This is a genomic window from Vibrio sp. QJM3NY_21 (genome assembly GCF_057785975.1).
Map to the genome: position 1 here is coordinate 1,010,340 of NZ_CM173513.1, position 16,454 is coordinate 1,026,793.

Annotated in this window: 12 protein-coding genes and 7 tRNA genes; 9 read left to right on the forward strand and 10 right to left on the reverse strand. The window is 45.0% G+C overall.

Annotated elements, in window-relative coordinates:
- From menH to AC3CID_RS04560, 5 genes are all read left to right on the forward strand, one after another.
- Positions 1-801, forward strand: a complete 801-nt coding sequence (menH, locus tag AC3CID_RS04540) for a 2-succinyl-6-hydroxy-2,4-cyclohexadiene-1-carboxylate synthase (RefSeq protein WP_146456828.1) — start codon at positions 1-3, stop codon at positions 799-801.
- A 102-nt stretch (positions 802-903) separates the two neighbouring features.
- The gene (gene menB, locus AC3CID_RS04545; protein WP_029222208.1) at positions 904-1,770 is read left to right on the forward strand and encodes a 1,4-dihydroxy-2-naphthoyl-CoA synthase; all 867 of its coding nucleotides are present in this window, start codon (positions 904-906) and stop codon (positions 1,768-1,770) included.
- Between the two features lie 75 nt (positions 1,771-1,845).
- Complete coding sequence (gene menC / locus AC3CID_RS04550) at positions 1,846-2,853, forward strand: o-succinylbenzoate synthase (protein ID WP_488526998.1); 1,008 nt, start codon at positions 1,846-1,848, stop codon at positions 2,851-2,853.
- A 52-nt stretch (positions 2,854-2,905) separates the two neighbouring features.
- Positions 2,906-4,339, forward strand: a complete 1,434-nt coding sequence (gene menE / locus AC3CID_RS04555; protein ID WP_488526999.1) for an o-succinylbenzoate--CoA ligase — start codon at positions 2,906-2,908, stop codon at positions 4,337-4,339.
- Positions 4,340-4,494: 155 nt separating this feature from the next.
- Positions 4,495-4,659, forward strand: coding sequence for a hypothetical protein (locus AC3CID_RS04560; RefSeq protein ID WP_171311987.1), 165 nt, complete (start codon positions 4,495-4,497; stop codon positions 4,657-4,659).
- A gap of 127 nt (positions 4,660-4,786) precedes the next feature.
- Here the strand turns inward: AC3CID_RS04560 and AC3CID_RS04565 are convergent, their stop codons facing one another.
- The 3 genes from AC3CID_RS04565 to AC3CID_RS04575 form a co-directional block, all read right to left on the reverse strand.
- Positions 4,787-5,707 carry a YeiH family protein gene (locus AC3CID_RS04565; RefSeq protein WP_004736106.1) on the reverse strand — a complete coding sequence of 307 codons (921 nt, stop codon included), beginning with the start codon at positions 5,705-5,707 and terminating at the stop codon, positions 4,787-4,789.
- Positions 5,708-5,853: 146 nt separating this feature from the next.
- Complete coding sequence (locus AC3CID_RS04570) at positions 5,854-7,728, reverse strand: MFS transporter (protein WP_488524587.1); 1,875 nt, start codon at positions 7,726-7,728, stop codon at positions 5,854-5,856.
- 17 nt (positions 7,729-7,745) lie between these two features.
- Positions 7,746-8,336, reverse strand: a complete 591-nt coding sequence (locus tag AC3CID_RS04575; protein ID WP_372244248.1) for a WHG domain-containing protein — start codon at positions 8,334-8,336, stop codon at positions 7,746-7,748.
- Between the two features lie 196 nt (positions 8,337-8,532).
- Between AC3CID_RS04575 and AC3CID_RS04580 the strand changes: the two genes are divergently transcribed.
- Positions 8,533-9,441, forward strand: a complete 909-nt coding sequence (locus tag AC3CID_RS04580; protein ID WP_054548202.1) for a Tim44 domain-containing protein — start codon at positions 8,533-8,535, stop codon at positions 9,439-9,441.
- A gap of 675 nt (positions 9,442-10,116) precedes the next feature.
- Here the strand turns inward: AC3CID_RS04580 and AC3CID_RS04585 are convergent.
- The 7 genes from AC3CID_RS04585 to AC3CID_RS04615 all read right to left on the reverse strand — a co-directional run bounded on the left by AC3CID_RS04585 (position 10,117) and on the right by AC3CID_RS04615 (position 11,323).
- Positions 10,117-10,201: transfer RNA gene (locus AC3CID_RS04585), tRNA-Tyr, on the reverse strand.
- Positions 10,202-10,303: 102 nt separating this feature from the next.
- Positions 10,304-10,388 (reverse strand) — tRNA-Tyr (locus AC3CID_RS04590).
- A 102-nt stretch (positions 10,389-10,490) separates the two neighbouring features.
- A tRNA-Tyr gene (locus tag AC3CID_RS04595) sits at positions 10,491-10,575 on the reverse strand.
- 102 nt (positions 10,576-10,677) lie between these two features.
- Positions 10,678-10,762, reverse strand: a tRNA-Tyr gene (locus AC3CID_RS04600).
- 102 nt (positions 10,763-10,864) lie between these two features.
- Positions 10,865-10,949 (reverse strand) — tRNA-Tyr (locus AC3CID_RS04605).
- 102 nt (positions 10,950-11,051) lie between these two features.
- A tRNA-Tyr gene (locus AC3CID_RS04610) sits at positions 11,052-11,136 on the reverse strand.
- A 102-nt stretch (positions 11,137-11,238) separates the two neighbouring features.
- A tRNA-Tyr gene (locus tag AC3CID_RS04615) sits at positions 11,239-11,323 on the reverse strand.
- Positions 11,324-11,711: 388 nt separating this feature from the next.
- On the opposite strand from AC3CID_RS04615, the gene AC3CID_RS04620 reads away from it, so the two are divergent.
- From AC3CID_RS04620 to AC3CID_RS04630, 3 genes are all read left to right on the forward strand, one after another.
- The gene (locus AC3CID_RS04620) at positions 11,712-12,809 is read left to right on the forward strand and encodes an efflux RND transporter periplasmic adaptor subunit (protein WP_488527000.1); all 1,098 of its coding nucleotides are present in this window, start codon (positions 11,712-11,714) and stop codon (positions 12,807-12,809) included.
- The gene (gene vexH, locus AC3CID_RS04625; protein ID WP_488527001.1) at positions 12,809-15,922 is read left to right on the forward strand and encodes a vibriobactin export RND transporter permease subunit VexH; all 3,114 of its coding nucleotides are present in this window, start codon (positions 12,809-12,811) and stop codon (positions 15,920-15,922) included. Before AC3CID_RS04620 ends, vexH begins: the two co-directional genes overlap by 1 nt.
- A 144-nt stretch (positions 15,923-16,066) precedes the next feature.
- Positions 16,067-16,387: a DUF1244 domain-containing protein gene (locus AC3CID_RS04630; RefSeq protein WP_010439576.1), complete on the forward strand. Its 321-nt coding sequence runs from the start codon at positions 16,067-16,069 to the stop codon at positions 16,385-16,387.
- Positions 16,388-16,454: the final 67 nt, after the last annotated feature.

The window sequence follows — 16,454 nt, forward strand, 5'->3', positions numbered from 1 at the left end:
ATGCTTTACTCCAATTATTACCCAGCTGTACAAGAACCTTCCGACAAACCTTTGCTTGTTTTTTTACATGGTTTACTCGGAAGCGGGGATGATTGGAGTGCATGTCATCCATATCTAGAGGATTTTCCTCGTCTTTGCATAGATTTGCCCGGGCACGGACAAAGCCGCTTTATCGATCCGGTAGGCTTTGATCATTGCTGCAAGAAAATCGTTCAGTGCATTACTTCTCAACTTGCCCTCAACGATCTTCCTGCGGATTCCCCTATCGTGGTAATTGGCTACTCTATGGGAGGAAGGCTCGCCATGTATGGGGTGACAAGCCCTTGCTTCGAAACGCTCAATCTAGAGAAAGTCATTATTGAAGGTGGCAACTTTGGTCTAGAGCGTGATGAAGAACGAGCACAAAGGTTAGTACATGATACGCAGTGGGCTGTCCGCTTTGCGCAGCAGTCGATTGAAGATGTTTTAGACGATTGGTATCAACAAAGCGTCTTTTCTTCACTAAATCATGAGCAAAGACAAACTTTGGTCATAAAGCGTAGTGGTAACCTTGGAGTATCCGTAGCAAATATGTTGTTATCTACTTCGTTAGCTAAGCAACCGGATTTACGTGCTACATTGAAATCTCATGAGCATTTATTGCATTATGTGTGTGGAGAAAAAGATCGTAAATTCATGGAGCTAGCTGAGAATAGTGGCTTTGAATATAGTCAGGTTGATTACGCGGGTCATAATGTTCATTTTGAGCAACCAGAGTTGTTTTCAAACTTGATAATCCAATGTATCGCCAGTCGTCGCTAATCTGACTGAGCGGATCTCTAGTCTCAAGCACTATCAAAAGCAGAGCAACACCGTCACGACTACTTGTTAGTCGTGGTCTCTAATAGAACAATGGGAATCACCATGGCTAAAACAGTAGGCATCACAGAAGAAGAACTTTACGCGGCAGTTAACTGGAGCGATGAAAGCAGTCAATTCGAAGATATTCAGTACCACAAGTCTGACGACGGTATTGCGAAAATCACGATTGCGCGTCCTCAAGTCCACAATGCGTTCCGTCCACAAACCGTAAAAGAGATGATCAATGCGCTGGCTGATGCTCGTTATGACGAGAAGGTTGGCGTAATCATTTTGACGGGTCTTGGTGAGAAGGCGTTCTGTTCTGGTGGTGACCAAAGTATTCGTGGTGACTACGGCGGCTATCAAGATGATTCAGGTACACATCACCTGAACGTACTTGATTTCCAACGTCAAATTCGTACTTGTCCAAAACCAGTAATCGCAGCGGTATCGGGTTGGGCAGTCGGTGGTGGTCATGTTCTTCACATGATGGCAGACCTTACCATCGCAGCTGAAAACGCTCAGTTCGGTCAGACAGGTCCTAAAGTCGGTTCATTCGATGGCGGTTGGGGTGCTTCTTACATGGCTCGTATCGTTGGCCAAAAGAAAGCGCGTGAAATCTGGTTCTTGTGTCGTTTCTACGATGCTCAAGAAGCATTGGACATGGGCCTAGTAAACACAGTGGTCCCTGTTGCTGATCTAGAAAAAGAAACCGTTCGTTGGTGTCGTGAAGTTCTTCAACACAGCCCAATGGCGCTGCGTTGCTTGAAAGCCGCACTAAACGCAGACTGTGATGGTCAAGCCGGTCTACAAGAGTTGGCGGGTAACGCAACCATGATGTTCTACATGACAGAAGAAGGCCAAGAAGGCCGAAACGCATTTAACGAGAAGCGTCGACCTGATTTCGACAAGTTCCCGCGTAACCCATAGTCTTTCTCTTCTTTAAAATGAGTCGCTAATAGCGGCTCGTTTTGTTTTGATGTTCCCCGTTTTTTAGGAAACTTTATGAACTCAGTGAATTCTCAGCGTCACGCTAAACTCTACCGTTATCAACTACCTATGGATAGTGGTGTGATTCTTCGTGACAATAAGCTGAACGAACGCGTTGGCTATGTCATCCAACTTGAGTGTGACGGTAAAACTGGTTTTGGCGAAGTTGCGCCTTTGCCAGGCTTTAGCCAAGAAGATGCCGAACAAGCTGGCATTCAGCTTCAACACGAATTAGAGCTTTGGAGCCACAACAACCCTCAAACGCCTTTTGATGAGCTATATCCTTCTGTCGCGTTTGGCTTTTCGATGGCGATAATGGAATTACGAGGCGAGCTCAACGCAGAAGGTAACTACCAAGCGGCGCCCTTGTGTACAGGCGATCCCGATGAGTTGATCCCTGTGCTGAATGAGATGAAAGGCGAGAAGGTCGCCAAAGTGAAAGTCGGTCTCTACGAAGCGATTCGCGATGGCATGTTGGTTAGCTTATTTCTTGAGTCGATTCCTGATTTGACCCTAAGGCTTGATGCCAACCGCGCGTGGAAGCCAGAGAAAGCGAAGCAGTTCATTAAGTACATTTCGCCGTCACTGCGTCAGCGTATTAGCTTTATTGAAGAGCCTTGCCAAAAACCAGAAGACAGCTTGGCATTTGCCATTGACCATGGCGTAGCGATTGCGTGGGACGAAACATTGCAAGAAGCGGTGCGAAGCCCAGAATTTGATCTTAGCGACCTTACTGGTGTTAAAGCTGTCGTGATCAAGCCAACTCTTATTGGTTCTGTAGAGCGTTGTGTGGCAATCATTGAGCGTGCACAGCAGCTTGGCATTAAGCCTGTATTAAGCTCAAGCATAGAGTCGAGCCTTGGCTTAACTCAGATTGCACGATTAGCGCAACAATACTTACCAAATGAAGTGCCGGGGCTTGATACTATTGGTTTGTATCAACAACAACTCGAAGTCTCTTGGCCAGGTTGTCAGCTTCCGGCTTCTACTCTTGAACAGCAACAATTGATTTGGTCTTCTTAAGTTGATCGTTCGATTGGCTTAGACCGTTTTCAATCTATAATTTGGTTATCTTATGATGCGCCCACAATCTAATCATCACCCGCTTTGGGTACAGTGGGCGCAGAAAAACCCACATCAAACAGCGTTAGTGACTACTCACCACACTTATACTTGGCAGCAAGTGTCTGTGCTAGTGAGTGAGTACCAACAACAGTTATCTCAGCAAGGCCTATCTGAAGGTGACGTCCTGACGATTGTTGGTAAGAATCAAGCTGAAGTGACCCCTGTTTACCTTGCCGCACTCAATTTGGGTGTAGTTTGTGCGTTTACGATGCCTCAGCCTAGCTTACGCCTGAAGCAAAAGCTCGATTCCTTAAATCAAGTAGGTCAACAAAGCTACCTTTGGCTTTTGGACAGTAGCGGGATAGAGCAATCAGAGACTGTCGATTTGAATACTCAGTTGGTGACCTTGTCTTGCTTAAATGAAGTGAAGGTCGATGGTGATGATAATCGGATAACGACATCTCAAGACTCCAACTTCAATCCGCAAAATCTAGCGAGCATCGTATTCACTTCTGGCTCTACCGGAAACCCGAAAGCGGTGGCTCACACGTTGCAGCAACACTTATGTTCAGCTCAGGGGTTACTAGATGTTTTCAACTTTGAACAAGGTGACACTTGGTTACTGAGTTTACCTATGTACCATGTGTCGGGGCTGGCGATAGTTCATCGTTGGTTAGCGGCAGGTGGTTGCATCAAAATAGGCACAGGTAAGCTTGAGTCAGACATCGAAGGTTGCAGTCATGCCTCTTTAGTGGCTACTCAACTACATAGGTTATTGCAGAGTAAGCAAGCACTTACTCTAACTCATGTGCTTTTAGGCGGTAGCCATATCCCAGAAGCGCTAGGGCTTGAAGCTCAACAAATGGGCATTGAAACTTGGCTTGGATACGGCATGACAGAAGCGGCTTCAACAGTGACCGCGAAGCAAGTCGATTCTAGTAATACTGCAGGTTTTGTTCTCGACCAACGCCAGTTGAAAATTGAAGATCAACGTATCTATATTGGCGGTAATACACTTGCTTCTGGTTATTACTATCAAGGTGACTTTACGCCACTGGTGGATGACCAAGGTTGGTTTGACAGTAAAGACCTCGGTGAATGGGATGGCGAACAAGTATCGATTATTGGCCGAGCGGATAACCAGTTTATTTCCGGTGGTGAAAACATCCACTGTGAAGAAATTGAGCGAGCACTCAACCAATTACCTGAAGTTAAACAAGCCTTTGTGGTCCCTGTTGAAGACAGTGAATTTGGCTTTAGACCGATTGCGATTGTCGACTGCGATGAACTACCTACCAAAGAGTGGTTTGCAGAACAGTTACAAGGAAGCCTAGAGCGATTTAAGTTTCCTATCGAGTATTATCAGATGCCTGAGCAAGAACAGCAGGGGATCAAAGTCTCGAGAGCAGGCTTGGCATCTTGGTTGTTGAAGCATAGAAACTAAAAGCCGAAGAACACTGGAAGATGTGTGTCGTTTGCTAGATTGAGAGGCGGTTAGTTAATTTAGCAATTAGATAGTTCAAAACAGAATTTATTATCTTTATAACCATCCATCATAATAAGCCCTATAAATAACGGATTATAGAATAAGGTCTTATTATGAAAATTGCCCTCATCATTGCGGTTTTACTGCAGATAGGCCAAGCAGTGACGTCGTCTGGGCTAACTCGATCGTTGGCTGAACTCACCGCATTTGTATTGGTTGTGGTACTTGTTTTGATGAAAAGGGAGAGCCAAAAGAGTGAAAAGCCCCTGTTTGACTAGTGACTGTTGTAACAATGAATATATACGATAAAGGCAAAGCCCATTTGAGCTTTGCCTTTTTGTTTTGTTGCTCGCTAATCTGAGTGTCTAGGTAACCGAACAACCAGTTAAAGCGTTTCTTTGCGAACTAAGCAAGAGTTAACCACGCCAAAGAACCTGTCGAAATCATCGTCCACATCGTAATACCAAACATCAATGGCTTCGGCCCTGCTGCTTTTAACTTCTCTACAGAAATACCACAGCCAATTAAGAACAGACACACAACCAACGCGCGTTTGGACACATCAAAGATCCCTTGGTAGACCATCTCAAATTGTGGCAGCAAGTCACTAATAGCAATGGCAGCGCAGTAGAAGAAAATGAAGTAAGGAATCGTAATCTTCTTTTGATCGTTCTTGAAGATCATCGCGCTGACTAAAGCGATTGGGATGATCCAAAGTGCACGAGCGAGCTTCAATGTTGTCGCTGTCGTCAGTGCTTCTTCACCGTAAGCCGAAGCTGCACCTACCACAGAAGATGTATCGTGAATCGCAATGGCGGCCCAAGTCCCAAATGTTTGTTGGCTTAACTCAAGCGCGTGGCCAATCATCGGGAATAAGAATAGAGCTACCGAGTTCAACACAAATACCGTAGCTAACGCCAAGCCAATCTGTTCATCGTCCGCTTTAATCGCAGGTGCTACAGCTGCTATCGCGCTACCACCACAAATAGCGGTACCTGAAGAGATAAGGTAGCCCGTGGTGCGATCCAATCCCATTCGTTTGGCTAAGAACCAACCAATGACTAACGTACCAATGATGGTCGTGACAATTAAACCAATACCGTCGCCTGTTACCGCCAATGCTTTTTCAAACTGAATGCCAAAGCCTAAGCCGACAATCGAGTAGGCCAGTAACTTCTTTGTGAGTTTGCCTACTTCTAGATGCTCAGGGACTAAACCTAAACTAGCAAGCAGGAAGCCAATAACGAGGGCCGTCGGTGAGCTTACCCAAGGTGTTAAGCAAAACAGTGCAGCAAGATAAAATGGAGCAGACTTTTTTAGGTTCATTGTATTTAGAGTCTTGTTGTGTTGTCACGTTATTGTAATGAGACCACTATACGTTCAATAAAATGATAAGTAAGTCTAAATGAATTGAACAAACGTTAAGGAAAACTTAACGCTTGTTCAGCTGATATGAATAAAGGGCTGGTTAGCTAGCGTAGTGTTCCGCGAAGGTCTGAAACTGACTGCCGAAGAGTTTTGCATGAGGCATCTTTAGCGAGAATTGGCTTGCCAGCTTCTATCTCTAACTTGGTCCAGAAGCGGGTTGGTAGTCCTTTGCAGGCACTGCCTTTGTAACGACTGAAGTAGCTGCCCCATAGCCCTTTGAGAGCCATTGGAATGACAGACACAGGAGATCGTTTGATAATCAGCTCCATTCCACGCATGAACTCTGCGACTTCACCATCAGAGGTTAGCTTTCCTTCTGGAAAAATACAGACGATGTGGCCTTCATGCAGGGCGCGTTCTACTTCTTTAAAAGCATTTCGAATAGAGCTACGGTTGGTTGCGGAGATTGGAATAACCCCAGCTCTTTTCAAGAAACGTCGAATAGGCGGCAACTTGGTGTAATCTTCTTCCATCACAAAGCGGATCAAGCGAGGGCAAACGGCGCTCAGCAATAATGCATCCATATAACTCACATGGTTGCAGATAATCAATGCGCCGCCTTTTTCTGGAAGGTGATGTAAATTTTTATGTTTAACTCGGTACATGGTGTGAGTGACCACCCACGTAAAGAAACGGAAAGCGTAAATAGGCACCTGATAAAACAGATACAGCATAACCAAAGTGTTTCCTATCGCGAGCAGTACAAATAGCTGTGGAATTGAAAGCTCCAGAATACTAAGGCAAACAATACCTAAAACAGCGCTCCCGACCATGAATAGCGAGTTGTAGATATTGAGCCCGGCGATTACTTGAGCTCGCTCATTTGGCTTTGCCCGTAGCTGCATTAGAGAGTAAAGCGGAACAATAAAGATACCGCCAGAGATCCCCAGTAGTAGAAGATAAGCAAACAGCGGCCATAGTTCTGAATACGTCACAAACTGATGGAAAGAGTTAAAGTCAGGCAAAGACTCTGGAATGGATATCGCCATCAACAGGCCGAAGATCGAAATACCTAGGCTGCCCATTGGCACGATGCCGATTTCAATGCGGTGATTAGATAACTTATCGCAAGCCAACGAGCCAATCGCAATGCCTACCGAGAACAGTGCCAATAAAAACGCGACAGCGCTTTCAGTACCGTTTAGGTAAACCTTGGTGAAGTTGGGAAACTGAGTGAGGTAAGCTGCACCGAGGAACCAGAACCAGCTGATCGACATCAGTGCTTGAAAGGTTGGGCGGTCTTTTTTGGCAATAGCGAGTGTTGCGCGGGTTAGTTTTACTGGCTGCCACTTTACTTTCAGATCTGGTGCGTTACTTGGCGCTTCTGGGATAAAGTAACTTGATACATACCCAAGTACGGCAAAAGAAACAATACACACAGCAGCAATGAGTTTTGCGCTTTCTTCTGACGCAATAATACCAGCACCTAGAGTACCGATTAGGATGGCTAAGAATGTGCCTGTTTCAACCAGAGCATTTCCGGACACAAGCTCTTTGGTTTCTAACTGTTGCGGAAGTAGGGCGTACTTAACGGGGCCAAAGAAGGCACTTTGTGTCCCCATCAAAAACAGAAGCAGTAGTAATATTTCGTAGCTTTCGTAGATAAACCCGACCGCACCCAGTGACATTATCACCACTTCAAGAAGCTTAACTTTACGGATAAACCACGATTTTTCATATTTGTCTGCCAGCACACCAGCCAAAGCAGAAAATAGGAAGAAGGGCAGAATAAAAAGGCCAGCGGCCAAATTAATGAATAAATTGCTGGAAATAGGTAGCGTGTCTACGCTTGCGAAAGCAACAAACAGTAACAGAACATTTTTGAATATGTTGTCATTAAAGGCTCCCAGAAATTGGGTAATAAAGTAGGGTAGGAACCTTTTTTGCGTTAACAGCGAAGATTGGCTGCTGTTGTTCATTGTCTTTCCTTGGATGATTACCAGTTGGTTAAGTAGTTTGAGACTAGGTTATTGATCAACTCTTTACCATCGATAGGCTCAGAGGCGAAAAATTTATCATCAACGCTAAGTAGAGTAATTCCATGTACTCCAGACCATAATACACGGCTGGCTTTAACGACTTCGCTTTCAGTATGTTCAGGAGCAATCGCGATTAATAGTTGCTCTAGCATACCTGTCATTCTATCGATACGGTTCGATTGCCATTCAGGAAGGTTTTCACCGTTCATGTTGTGCTCAAAGATAAGCTGCCAACGGTGAGGGTGTTTTTGTGCAAAATCGTGGTAGCAGTAGGCAAGGTTGAATAGAGCTTGCTGAGGATTGCTCGATTGTTCAACTGCTACAGCAGATTCTGACGCCAGTTCATCTAATGTTTGAGCAACAACATGCAATAGCAATAGGTTGTAGTTGCCGAATACATTCACCAAGGTACTTGGAACATAACCAATCATATTGGCGATTTTGCGTAGACTTAACTCGTGATAAGAGTGCTCTTCTAAGAAGTCGGTCACCGTTTTTAAGGTTAATTTCACTAATTGTTCGCGAGTGTGATCGTTTCGTCTTGCCATGGGTACTTTCTATTAAATGAACATCGTTCAATATTTTAATGCTGCCCCAGAGTGCCGTCAATCCCTTCGCTAGTTTAGTAATCAATTAATAGCCGCAATATTATGATACATGTGTAAACGTCGTGAATATTTCATTGTTCTTTGTTAACGAGTATGATTAAGGTGTCGAAAGATAAAAAACCTATAAAGGATAATAATGAAACGATTTTTCTCACTAGTCGCGATCCTGTTGGTAACAGTCGCGGTGACGCCAATCGCGGAAGCGAAAAAGTTTGGTGGTGGTAAGTCATTTGGCAAAAGCTTTAAAACGGCTCCAGCACCAAAACAACAAAACACGAATTCGATCCGTCAAGATCAAACAGGTAAGAACACAGCAGCTAACTCTAGCAAGAAAGGCCTTATGGGCGGTCTGCTAGGTGGTTTACTTGCTGGTGGTCTTTTAGCTGCATTCTTTGGTGGCGCATTTGAAGGTATCCAGTTCATGGATATTCTGATTATGGGCCTGATTGCTTTCCTAGCGTTTAAATTCCTACGCGGAATGTTGGGTGCGAAGCAGGGCTCAATGAATCAGCAGAATGCACGTGGCCAACAGCCAGCATTCGGCGGCATGGGTCAGAACAAGTTTGAACAACCTAAGCAACAACCAAATGTTCATAACTTCGAGCAAGCACAACCTCAATCACAAGGCACTGCTGGTGGCTTCGGTTTTGGTGCACAAAGCGATGTTCCACATAACTACCCACCGGGCTTTGATCAAGCGGCATTCATCAATGGTTCTCGTGAGCACTACCGTACACTGCAAGGTGCATGGAACCACAACGAGCTAAACACGATTGAAGAATACGTATCTCCAAGCCTATTTGAAGACCTAAAAGCTGAGCGTAATAAGCTAGACGGTGATCAGCACACAGACGTAATGTACGTTGATGCTGAAATCGTTCGTGCAGACCACGATGGTAGCAAAGCACAGCTAAGCCTTCAGTTTAGTGGTCGTTACCGTGACACTGCGGATGGCGTTGAAGAAGATATCACAGATATCTGGCACCTAGAGCGTGACCTAACAACTGACAATGCACCTTGGTTAATTGTTGGTATTCAAGGCTAATTCCAATATTTAACTCAACATCAATATGATGTAGTTATTCGGAATGACACCAAATAATTGAAAGCCCCTGCTGAGAAATCAGCAGGGGCTTTTTTGTGTCTAATGATATGTATCTGTAAGTTGCTGTTGGGAAATTGGCTTTGAGCTTTTTTTGGGGAGGAGAGGGAGCTTTAGATTCACGGAGCAATACCAATATGACGAAACATGCGGAACAGACAAATAACATGAGTGAAGGAAGAGTGTCATCACGACAAATATTGAGAGATGTATCTTATTCAAAGATTGGATTAACCTGAGACTAACTAACTAACTAACTAACTAACTAACTAACTGATTTTATTTGGATGTAATGAGTAATGACAAAGTTTTTTGAACCCGTATTGGAGCCTGAGATTAGTTTGCAGCAGAAACAGATAATTGCGAATGAATGCGAAGAACATATATCGACCAATTGCTTAGGCTGCGCTGCTTATCTGGTTTGTGAACGTCATGCTGAAATATGGGATCACTGATGTTTGAATGAGTCAGATCGATTAAGTTTTTTGTAGTAGCGGGTAAGTGTTTAGGAAGTTGAGGGCAGTGTTTAGAAAGCAACGTTTAGAAAGATATAAAGCTCGGAAACGAAAAAAGCCAACTCAATGAGTTGGCTTTTCGATTTTCCAATTAAGGAGAATATGGTGGAGGGAGACGGATTCGAACCATCGAAGGCAGTGCCGGCAGATTTACAGTCTGCTCCCTTTGGCCACTCGGGAACCCCTCCAGGGTGTGTCTTACTCTTCACAAAGTAAGCCTAAATTGATGTTTTCCCATAAGCCCATCAATCAGGTTGTTCTCTTAACTCTTAAAAGAGGTAAGAAGAATATGGTGGAGGGAGACGGATTCGAACCATCGAAGGCAGTGCCGGCAGATTTACAGTCTGCTCCCTTTGGCCACTCGGGAACCCCTCCAGGGTGTGTCTTACTTTTCACAAAGTAAGCCTAAATTGATGTTTTCCCATAAGCCCATCAACTAGGTTGTTCTCTTAACTCTTAAAAGAGGTAAGAAGAATATGGTGGAGGGAGACGGATTCGAACCATCGAAGGCAGTGCCGGCAGATTTACAGTCTGCTCCCTTTGGCCACTCGGGAACCCCTCCAGGGTGTGTCTTACTTTTCACAAAGTAAGCCTAAATTGATGTTTTCCCATAAGCCCATCAATCAGGTTGTTCTCTTAACTCTTAAAAGAGGTAAGAAGAATATGGTGGAGGGAGACGGATTCGAACCATCGAAGGCAGTGCCGGCAGATTTACAGTCTGCTCCCTTTGGCCACTCGGGAACCCCTCCAGGGTGTGTCTTACTTTTCACAAAGTAAGCCTAAATTGATGTTTTCCCATAAGCCCATCAACTAGGTTGTTCTCTTAACTCTTAAAAGAGGTAAGAAGAATATGGTGGAGGGAGACGGATTCGAACCATCGAAGGCAGTGCCGGCAGATTTACAGTCTGCTCCCTTTGGCCACTCGGGAACCCCTCCAGGGTGTGTCTTACTCTTCACAAAGTAAGCCTAAATTGATGTTTTCCCATAAGCCCATCAATCAGGTTGTTCTCTTAACTCTCGAAAGAGGTAAGGAGAATATGGTGGAGGGAGACGGATTCGAACCATCGAAGGCAGTGCCGGCAGATTTACAGTCTGCTCCCTTTGGCCACTCGGGAACCCCTCCAGGGTGTGTCTTACTTTTCACAAAGTAAGCCTAAATTGATGTTTTCCCATAAGCCCATCAATCAGGTTGTTCTCTTAACTCTTAAAAGAGGTAAGAAGAATATGGTGGAGGGAGACGGATTCGAACCATCGAAGGCGGAGCCGGCAGATTTACAGTCTGCTCCCTTTGGCCACTCGGGAACCCCTCCAGGGTGTTTTTCCTAACTCATAATGGATAGGCTAAAGAGATGTTTTTCCCAACGCATCTCTCAAGTGCGGAGCGCATCATAGCAAACACGTTAAACCTGTAAAGAGTTTTTCTTATGGTTTTGTGTTGAATGCTGCCTTTTTGGGCAAAGATGGCGAAAAGTACGCATATTGCTCGGGAAGTGAACATCTGTACTAAGGTTTACGTATCAATAGGTAACACCTTGAGGTGATTGGCTTTCTGTATTGTGTTCAATGTGTCTAAGACGTGATGAAACGTAAATGGAATTTAATCTAGATTTACACTTCTTGACGTTACAGTATTCATTAGTTGATAGAATACGGTTAATTTCATTTATAGATAATAAATCTTACTTGCAGACCATCATTATGAAGCGTAAATCTGTTTTAACCCTGCTTAGCTTGTCTATTCTTATGGCGTCTCCAGCCGTACTTGCAAAACGTCAGGGGCCTAGCACTGTAACGGTTGTTACTGAGCAGGTTGATATTCACCAAGTTAGCCAATCTCTTTCTTTGGTTGGTAAGTTAGAAGCCGAGCAATCTGTGATCATTACTTCTGAAGTAGCGGGCAGAGTTGACTCTATCAACATCAAAGCCAATCAAGATGTCACTAAAGGGCAGATGTTGGTTCAACTAGATGACGACAAAGCCAAGGCCGCGGTTGCAGAAGCGCAAGCGTACCTAAAAGATGAGAAACGTAAGCTCGCGGAATTCCAACGACTAGTGAAACGTAATGCGATTACGCAAACTGAAATTGACGCTCAGAAAACCAATGTTGAAATCGCCAATGCTCGATTGGCGGCTGCAAATGCCAATCTGAAAGATCTTCACATCAGCGCGCCATTCTCTGGCACCGTTGGTTTTATTGATTTTAGTCGCGGTAAAATGGTCACAGCAGGCACTGAACTCGTGACCTTAGATGATTTGTCAGTGATGCAGTTAGATCTTCAAATTCCTGAGCGTTACCTTTCGAAATTGTCTAAAGGCATGACAGTAACGGCTCGCACCAGTGCGTGGGGTGAGACTCAGTTTACGGGTACTGTGGTTGGTATTGATTCTCGTATCAACGCTGAAACCTTGAACTTACGAGTTCGTATCCACTTTGATAACAACAATGATTACTTGAAGCCAGGCATGTTAGTGGCCGCTGATATGGACTTCCCACCAGTGGAAGCACCGATTATCCCTGTTCAAGCGTTGGAGTACTCAGGTACGAAACGTTTTGTTTATGTGATTGGCGAAGATAACAAGGCAACTCGAACAGAAGTGTTCTTGGGTGCACGTATCGATAACGAAGTCGTGATTGATAAAGGCATCGAGATTGGCCAGAAGATCGTGGTGCAAGGTATCGTGAATATGCGTGATGGTGTGTTGGTTCAAGAACTTGCCGTTAATCGCCCCGCTAAACCTGAAAGCGATGCCGCTAAACTTGATGGTAATACAGCAACACAAGAAGGTGCGAACTAATGTTGTTATCTGATGTTTCTGTAAAGAGACCAGTAGCGGCTATCGTATTGAGCTTGCTCTTGGTTGTATTTGGTATTGTCTCATTTAACAAGCTTGCTGTTCGTGAGATGCCTGACATCGAAAGCCCAGTAGTATCGATCAGTACTCGCTATGAAGGTGCATCAGCCACCATCATTGAAAGCCAAATAACCTCCAATCTTGAAGACCAGTTATCCGGCATCAGTGGTATCGATGAGATCGAATCTACGACGCGTAACGGCATGTCGCGTATCACGATTACCTTTGAGCTTGGTTACGACCTCAATACGGGGGTGAGTGATGTGCGTGATGCAGTAGCTCGTGCGCAGCGCTCATTGCCAGATGAAGCAGATGATCCGATTGTTTATAAGAACAATGGTAGTGGCGAAGCCTCGGTCTACATTAACTTAAGCTCGACTGAGATGGACCGAACGCAGTTAACCGACTACACCGAACGTGTGTTGATTGACCGCTTTAGTTTGATCTCAGGTGTGAGCTCGGTGGATATCTCGGGTGGCTTGTACAAAGTAATGTATGTGAAGCTGAAACCTGCTCAGATGGCTGGCCGTGGTGTTACTACTTCGGACATCACTTCTGCGCTAAAAAGTGAGAACATTGAAAGCCCGGGTGGTGAAGTACGTAACGATGCGATTGTGATGTCGGTTCGTACCGCTCGTTCTTACACTGAAGCGGAAGATTTCGAATACTTAGTGGTAAAACGAGCTTCTGATAACACGCCAATCTACTTGAAAGACGTAGCGGATGTGTATATTGGCGCAGAAAACGAGAACTCGACCTTTAAGAGTGACGGCGTTGTTAACGTTAGTATGGGTATTGTGCCTCAGTCAGATGCGAACCCACTTGAGGTTGCTGACTTAGTCCATAAAGAAGTTGAGGCGATTCAGAAGTTCCTGCCTGACGGGACTCGACTGGCGGTCGACTATGACTCAACGGTATTTATCGATCGTTCGATCTCAGAGGTTTACAGCACACTCTTTATTACGGGTGGTTTAGTTATCCTCGTGCTTTACGTCTTCATAGGTCAAGCGCGTGCAACGCTGATTCCAGCGGTAACCGTTCCAGTATCTCTGATTTCGTCGTTTATTGCGGCTTACTACTTTGGTTTCTCTATTAACCTAATCACCTTGATGGCACTGATCCTGTCTATTGGTTTGGTGGTCGATGACGCCATCGTGGTGGTTGAGAATATTTTCCATCACATTGAACGTGGTGAATCGCCATTGCTTGCGGCTTATAAAGGGACGCGTGAAGTAGGATTCGCGGTAATCGCAACAACGCTTGTACTGGTGATGGTATTCCTACCAATCTCGTTTATGGATGGCATGGTCGGTCTCTTATTTACGGAGTTCTCGGTACTGTTGGCGATGTCGGTGATCTTCTCGTCGGTGGTGGCACTGACGCTAACACCAGTGTTAGGCAGTAAAATCCTGAAAGCGAATGTTAAACCGAATCGTTTCAACCTATTTATCGAACGTGTGTTTGGCAAGTTAGAACTTGGCTATAAAGCGGTACTGCGTCGTGCTTTGAATTGGCGTTGGGCTGCTCCTGTTATTATTCTCGCGTGTATGGGCGGTAGCTACGGTTTAATGCAACAAGTGCCGTCGCAACTGACTCCACAAGAAGACCGCGGCGTTATATTTGCGTTTGTTCGTGGCGCCGATGCAACCAGTTATAACCGCATGTCTGCCAACATGGACATCGTTGAAGAGCGCCTAATGCCGCTGCTTGGTCAAGGCTTCTTGAAGTCATTCAGTATTCAATCACCAGCGTTTGGTGGTAATGCGGGTGACCAAACGGGCTTCGTTATCATGATCCTGGAAGATTGGGATGAACGTGAAGAGACCGCTCAGGAAGCGTTGAACGAAGTTCGTAAATCTTTAAATGGCATTCCTGATGTACGTGTATTCCCGTTCATGCCGGGCTTCAAAGGTGGTTCAAGTGAGCCTGTGCAATTCGTACTGGGTGGCTCTGATTACTCTGAGCTTCAGAAATGGGGCGAACTGTTAAAGCAAGCGGCTGAAGATTCACCAATGATGGAAGGTGCGGACATCGATTACTCGGAGAAAACACCAGAGTTATTGGTAACCGTAGATAAGCAACGTGCAGCCGAGTTAGGCGTTAGCGTTTCGGATATTTCAGATACGTTAGAAATCATGCTTGGCGGGCGCAGCGAAACTACGTTCGTTGACCGTGGTGAAGAGTACGATGTTTACCTTCGTGGTGATGAAAATAGCTTCAATAACGCTAACGACTTAAGTCAAATCTATATGCGTACTCAATCTGGTGAGCTAGTGACACTAGATACGCTGACGCACATTGAAGAAGTCGCGTCGTCGATTCGTTTATCGCACTACAACAAGCAAAAATCGGTGACCATCAAAGCCAACCTAATGGAAGGTTACACGCTGGGTGATGCACTGGATTTCCTTGACGAGCAAGCGATTGAGCAACTGCCAGGTGATATTTCGGTAAGCTACTCTGGCGAGTCAAAAGACTTCAAAGAGAACCAATCGAGTATCCTAGTGGTGTTTGCGCTAGCGATGTTGGTCGCGTACTTGGTATTGGCCGCGCAGTTTGAGAGCTTCATCAACCCGCTAGTCGTGATGTTCACGGTTCCTATGGGTATCTTCGGTGGATTCTTAGGCCTAGTACTGATGAGCCAAGGTCTTAACGTGTACAGCCAAATCGGTATGATCATGTTGATCGGTATGGTGACCAAAAACGGTATCTTGATTGTGGAGTTTGCTAACCAACTTCGTGACCGTGGTATTGAATTTGAAAAAGCGATCATCGACGCTTCAGCGCGACGTTTACGCCCAATCTTAATGACGGCGTTTACAACGCTAGCCGGTGCGATTCCATTGATTACCTCGACAGGTGCTGGCTATGAAAGCCGAGTCGCTGTGGGTACGGTTATCTTCTTTGGTATGGGCTTTGCGACCTTAGTTACTCTGTTCGTTATCCCTGCGATGTATCGACTGGTTTCGGGTACGACGCGTTCACCTGGCCATGTGGAAGCGGTTCTAAATAAAGAGCTGAGCCATGACAACGTGGGTAGAAGCTCTCACGGCTAATGAACACGCACGGCTAATGAACATGGAATAGTGTAACAATATTGAAAAGCCTGCGTTTGCTCCTAGCGAATTGCAGGCTTTTTTTGTATAACGAGTACAGCTCAACGAATGAATACAAGAAAATAAATATAAAAGGAAAGTAAAGTGGCTGAATTTAAATACAAAGATCTTTCTCAAGAAGAACAAGATAAACTAGACGCAGCAACCTTTCGTCGCCTGTTAGCACATTTAGATAGCAACAAAGATGTGCAAAATATCGACCTGATGATCTTGGCGGGCTTCTGCCGCAACTGTTTCAGCAAGTGGTACAAAGCTGAAGCTGAGCAACAAGGCCTAGACTTGGATATCGATGACGCTCGTGAGCGCGTTTATGGCATGACTTACGATGAGTGGAAACAAAACCATCAGCCAAAGGCGACGCCTGAACAGCTAGCAGCATTTGAAGCGAAGCAGAAGCCAGAATAATTGTTCTCGCTAGAGATTGATTAATAGAACAAACCAAAAAAGAGCCCATCAGGGCTCTTTTTTAATT

What these genes read in the sequence shown, in the direction of transcription:
- menH (WP_146456828.1), top strand. Translation starts at nt 1, where the DNA reads ATGCTTTACTCCAATTATTACCCAGCTGTACAAGAACCTTCCGACAAA.
- menB (WP_029222208.1), top strand. Translation starts at nt 904, where the DNA reads ATGGCTAAAACAGTAGGCATCACAGAAGAAGAACTTTACGCGGCAGTT.
- menC (WP_488526998.1), top strand. Translation starts at nt 1,846, where the DNA reads ATGAACTCAGTGAATTCTCAGCGTCACGCTAAACTCTACCGTTATCAA.
- menE (WP_488526999.1), top strand. Translation starts at nt 2,906, where the DNA reads ATGATGCGCCCACAATCTAATCATCACCCGCTTTGGGTACAGTGGGCG.
- AC3CID_RS04560 (WP_171311987.1), top strand. Translation starts at nt 4,495, where the DNA reads ATGAAAATTGCCCTCATCATTGCGGTTTTACTGCAGATAGGCCAAGCA.
- AC3CID_RS04565 (WP_004736106.1), bottom strand. Translation starts at nt 5,707, where the DNA reads ATGAACCTAAAAAAGTCTGCTCCATTTTATCTTGCTGCACTGTTTTGC.
- AC3CID_RS04570 (WP_488524587.1), bottom strand. Translation starts at nt 7,728, where the DNA reads ATGAACAACAGCAGCCAATCTTCGCTGTTAACGCAAAAAAGGTTCCTA.
- AC3CID_RS04575 (WP_372244248.1), bottom strand. Translation starts at nt 8,336, where the DNA reads ATGGCAAGACGAAACGATCACACTCGCGAACAATTAGTGAAATTAACC.
- AC3CID_RS04580 (WP_054548202.1), top strand. Translation starts at nt 8,533, where the DNA reads ATGAAACGATTTTTCTCACTAGTCGCGATCCTGTTGGTAACAGTCGCG.
- AC3CID_RS04620 (WP_488527000.1), top strand. Translation starts at nt 11,712, where the DNA reads ATGAAGCGTAAATCTGTTTTAACCCTGCTTAGCTTGTCTATTCTTATG.
- vexH (WP_488527001.1), top strand. Translation starts at nt 12,809, where the DNA reads ATGTTGTTATCTGATGTTTCTGTAAAGAGACCAGTAGCGGCTATCGTA.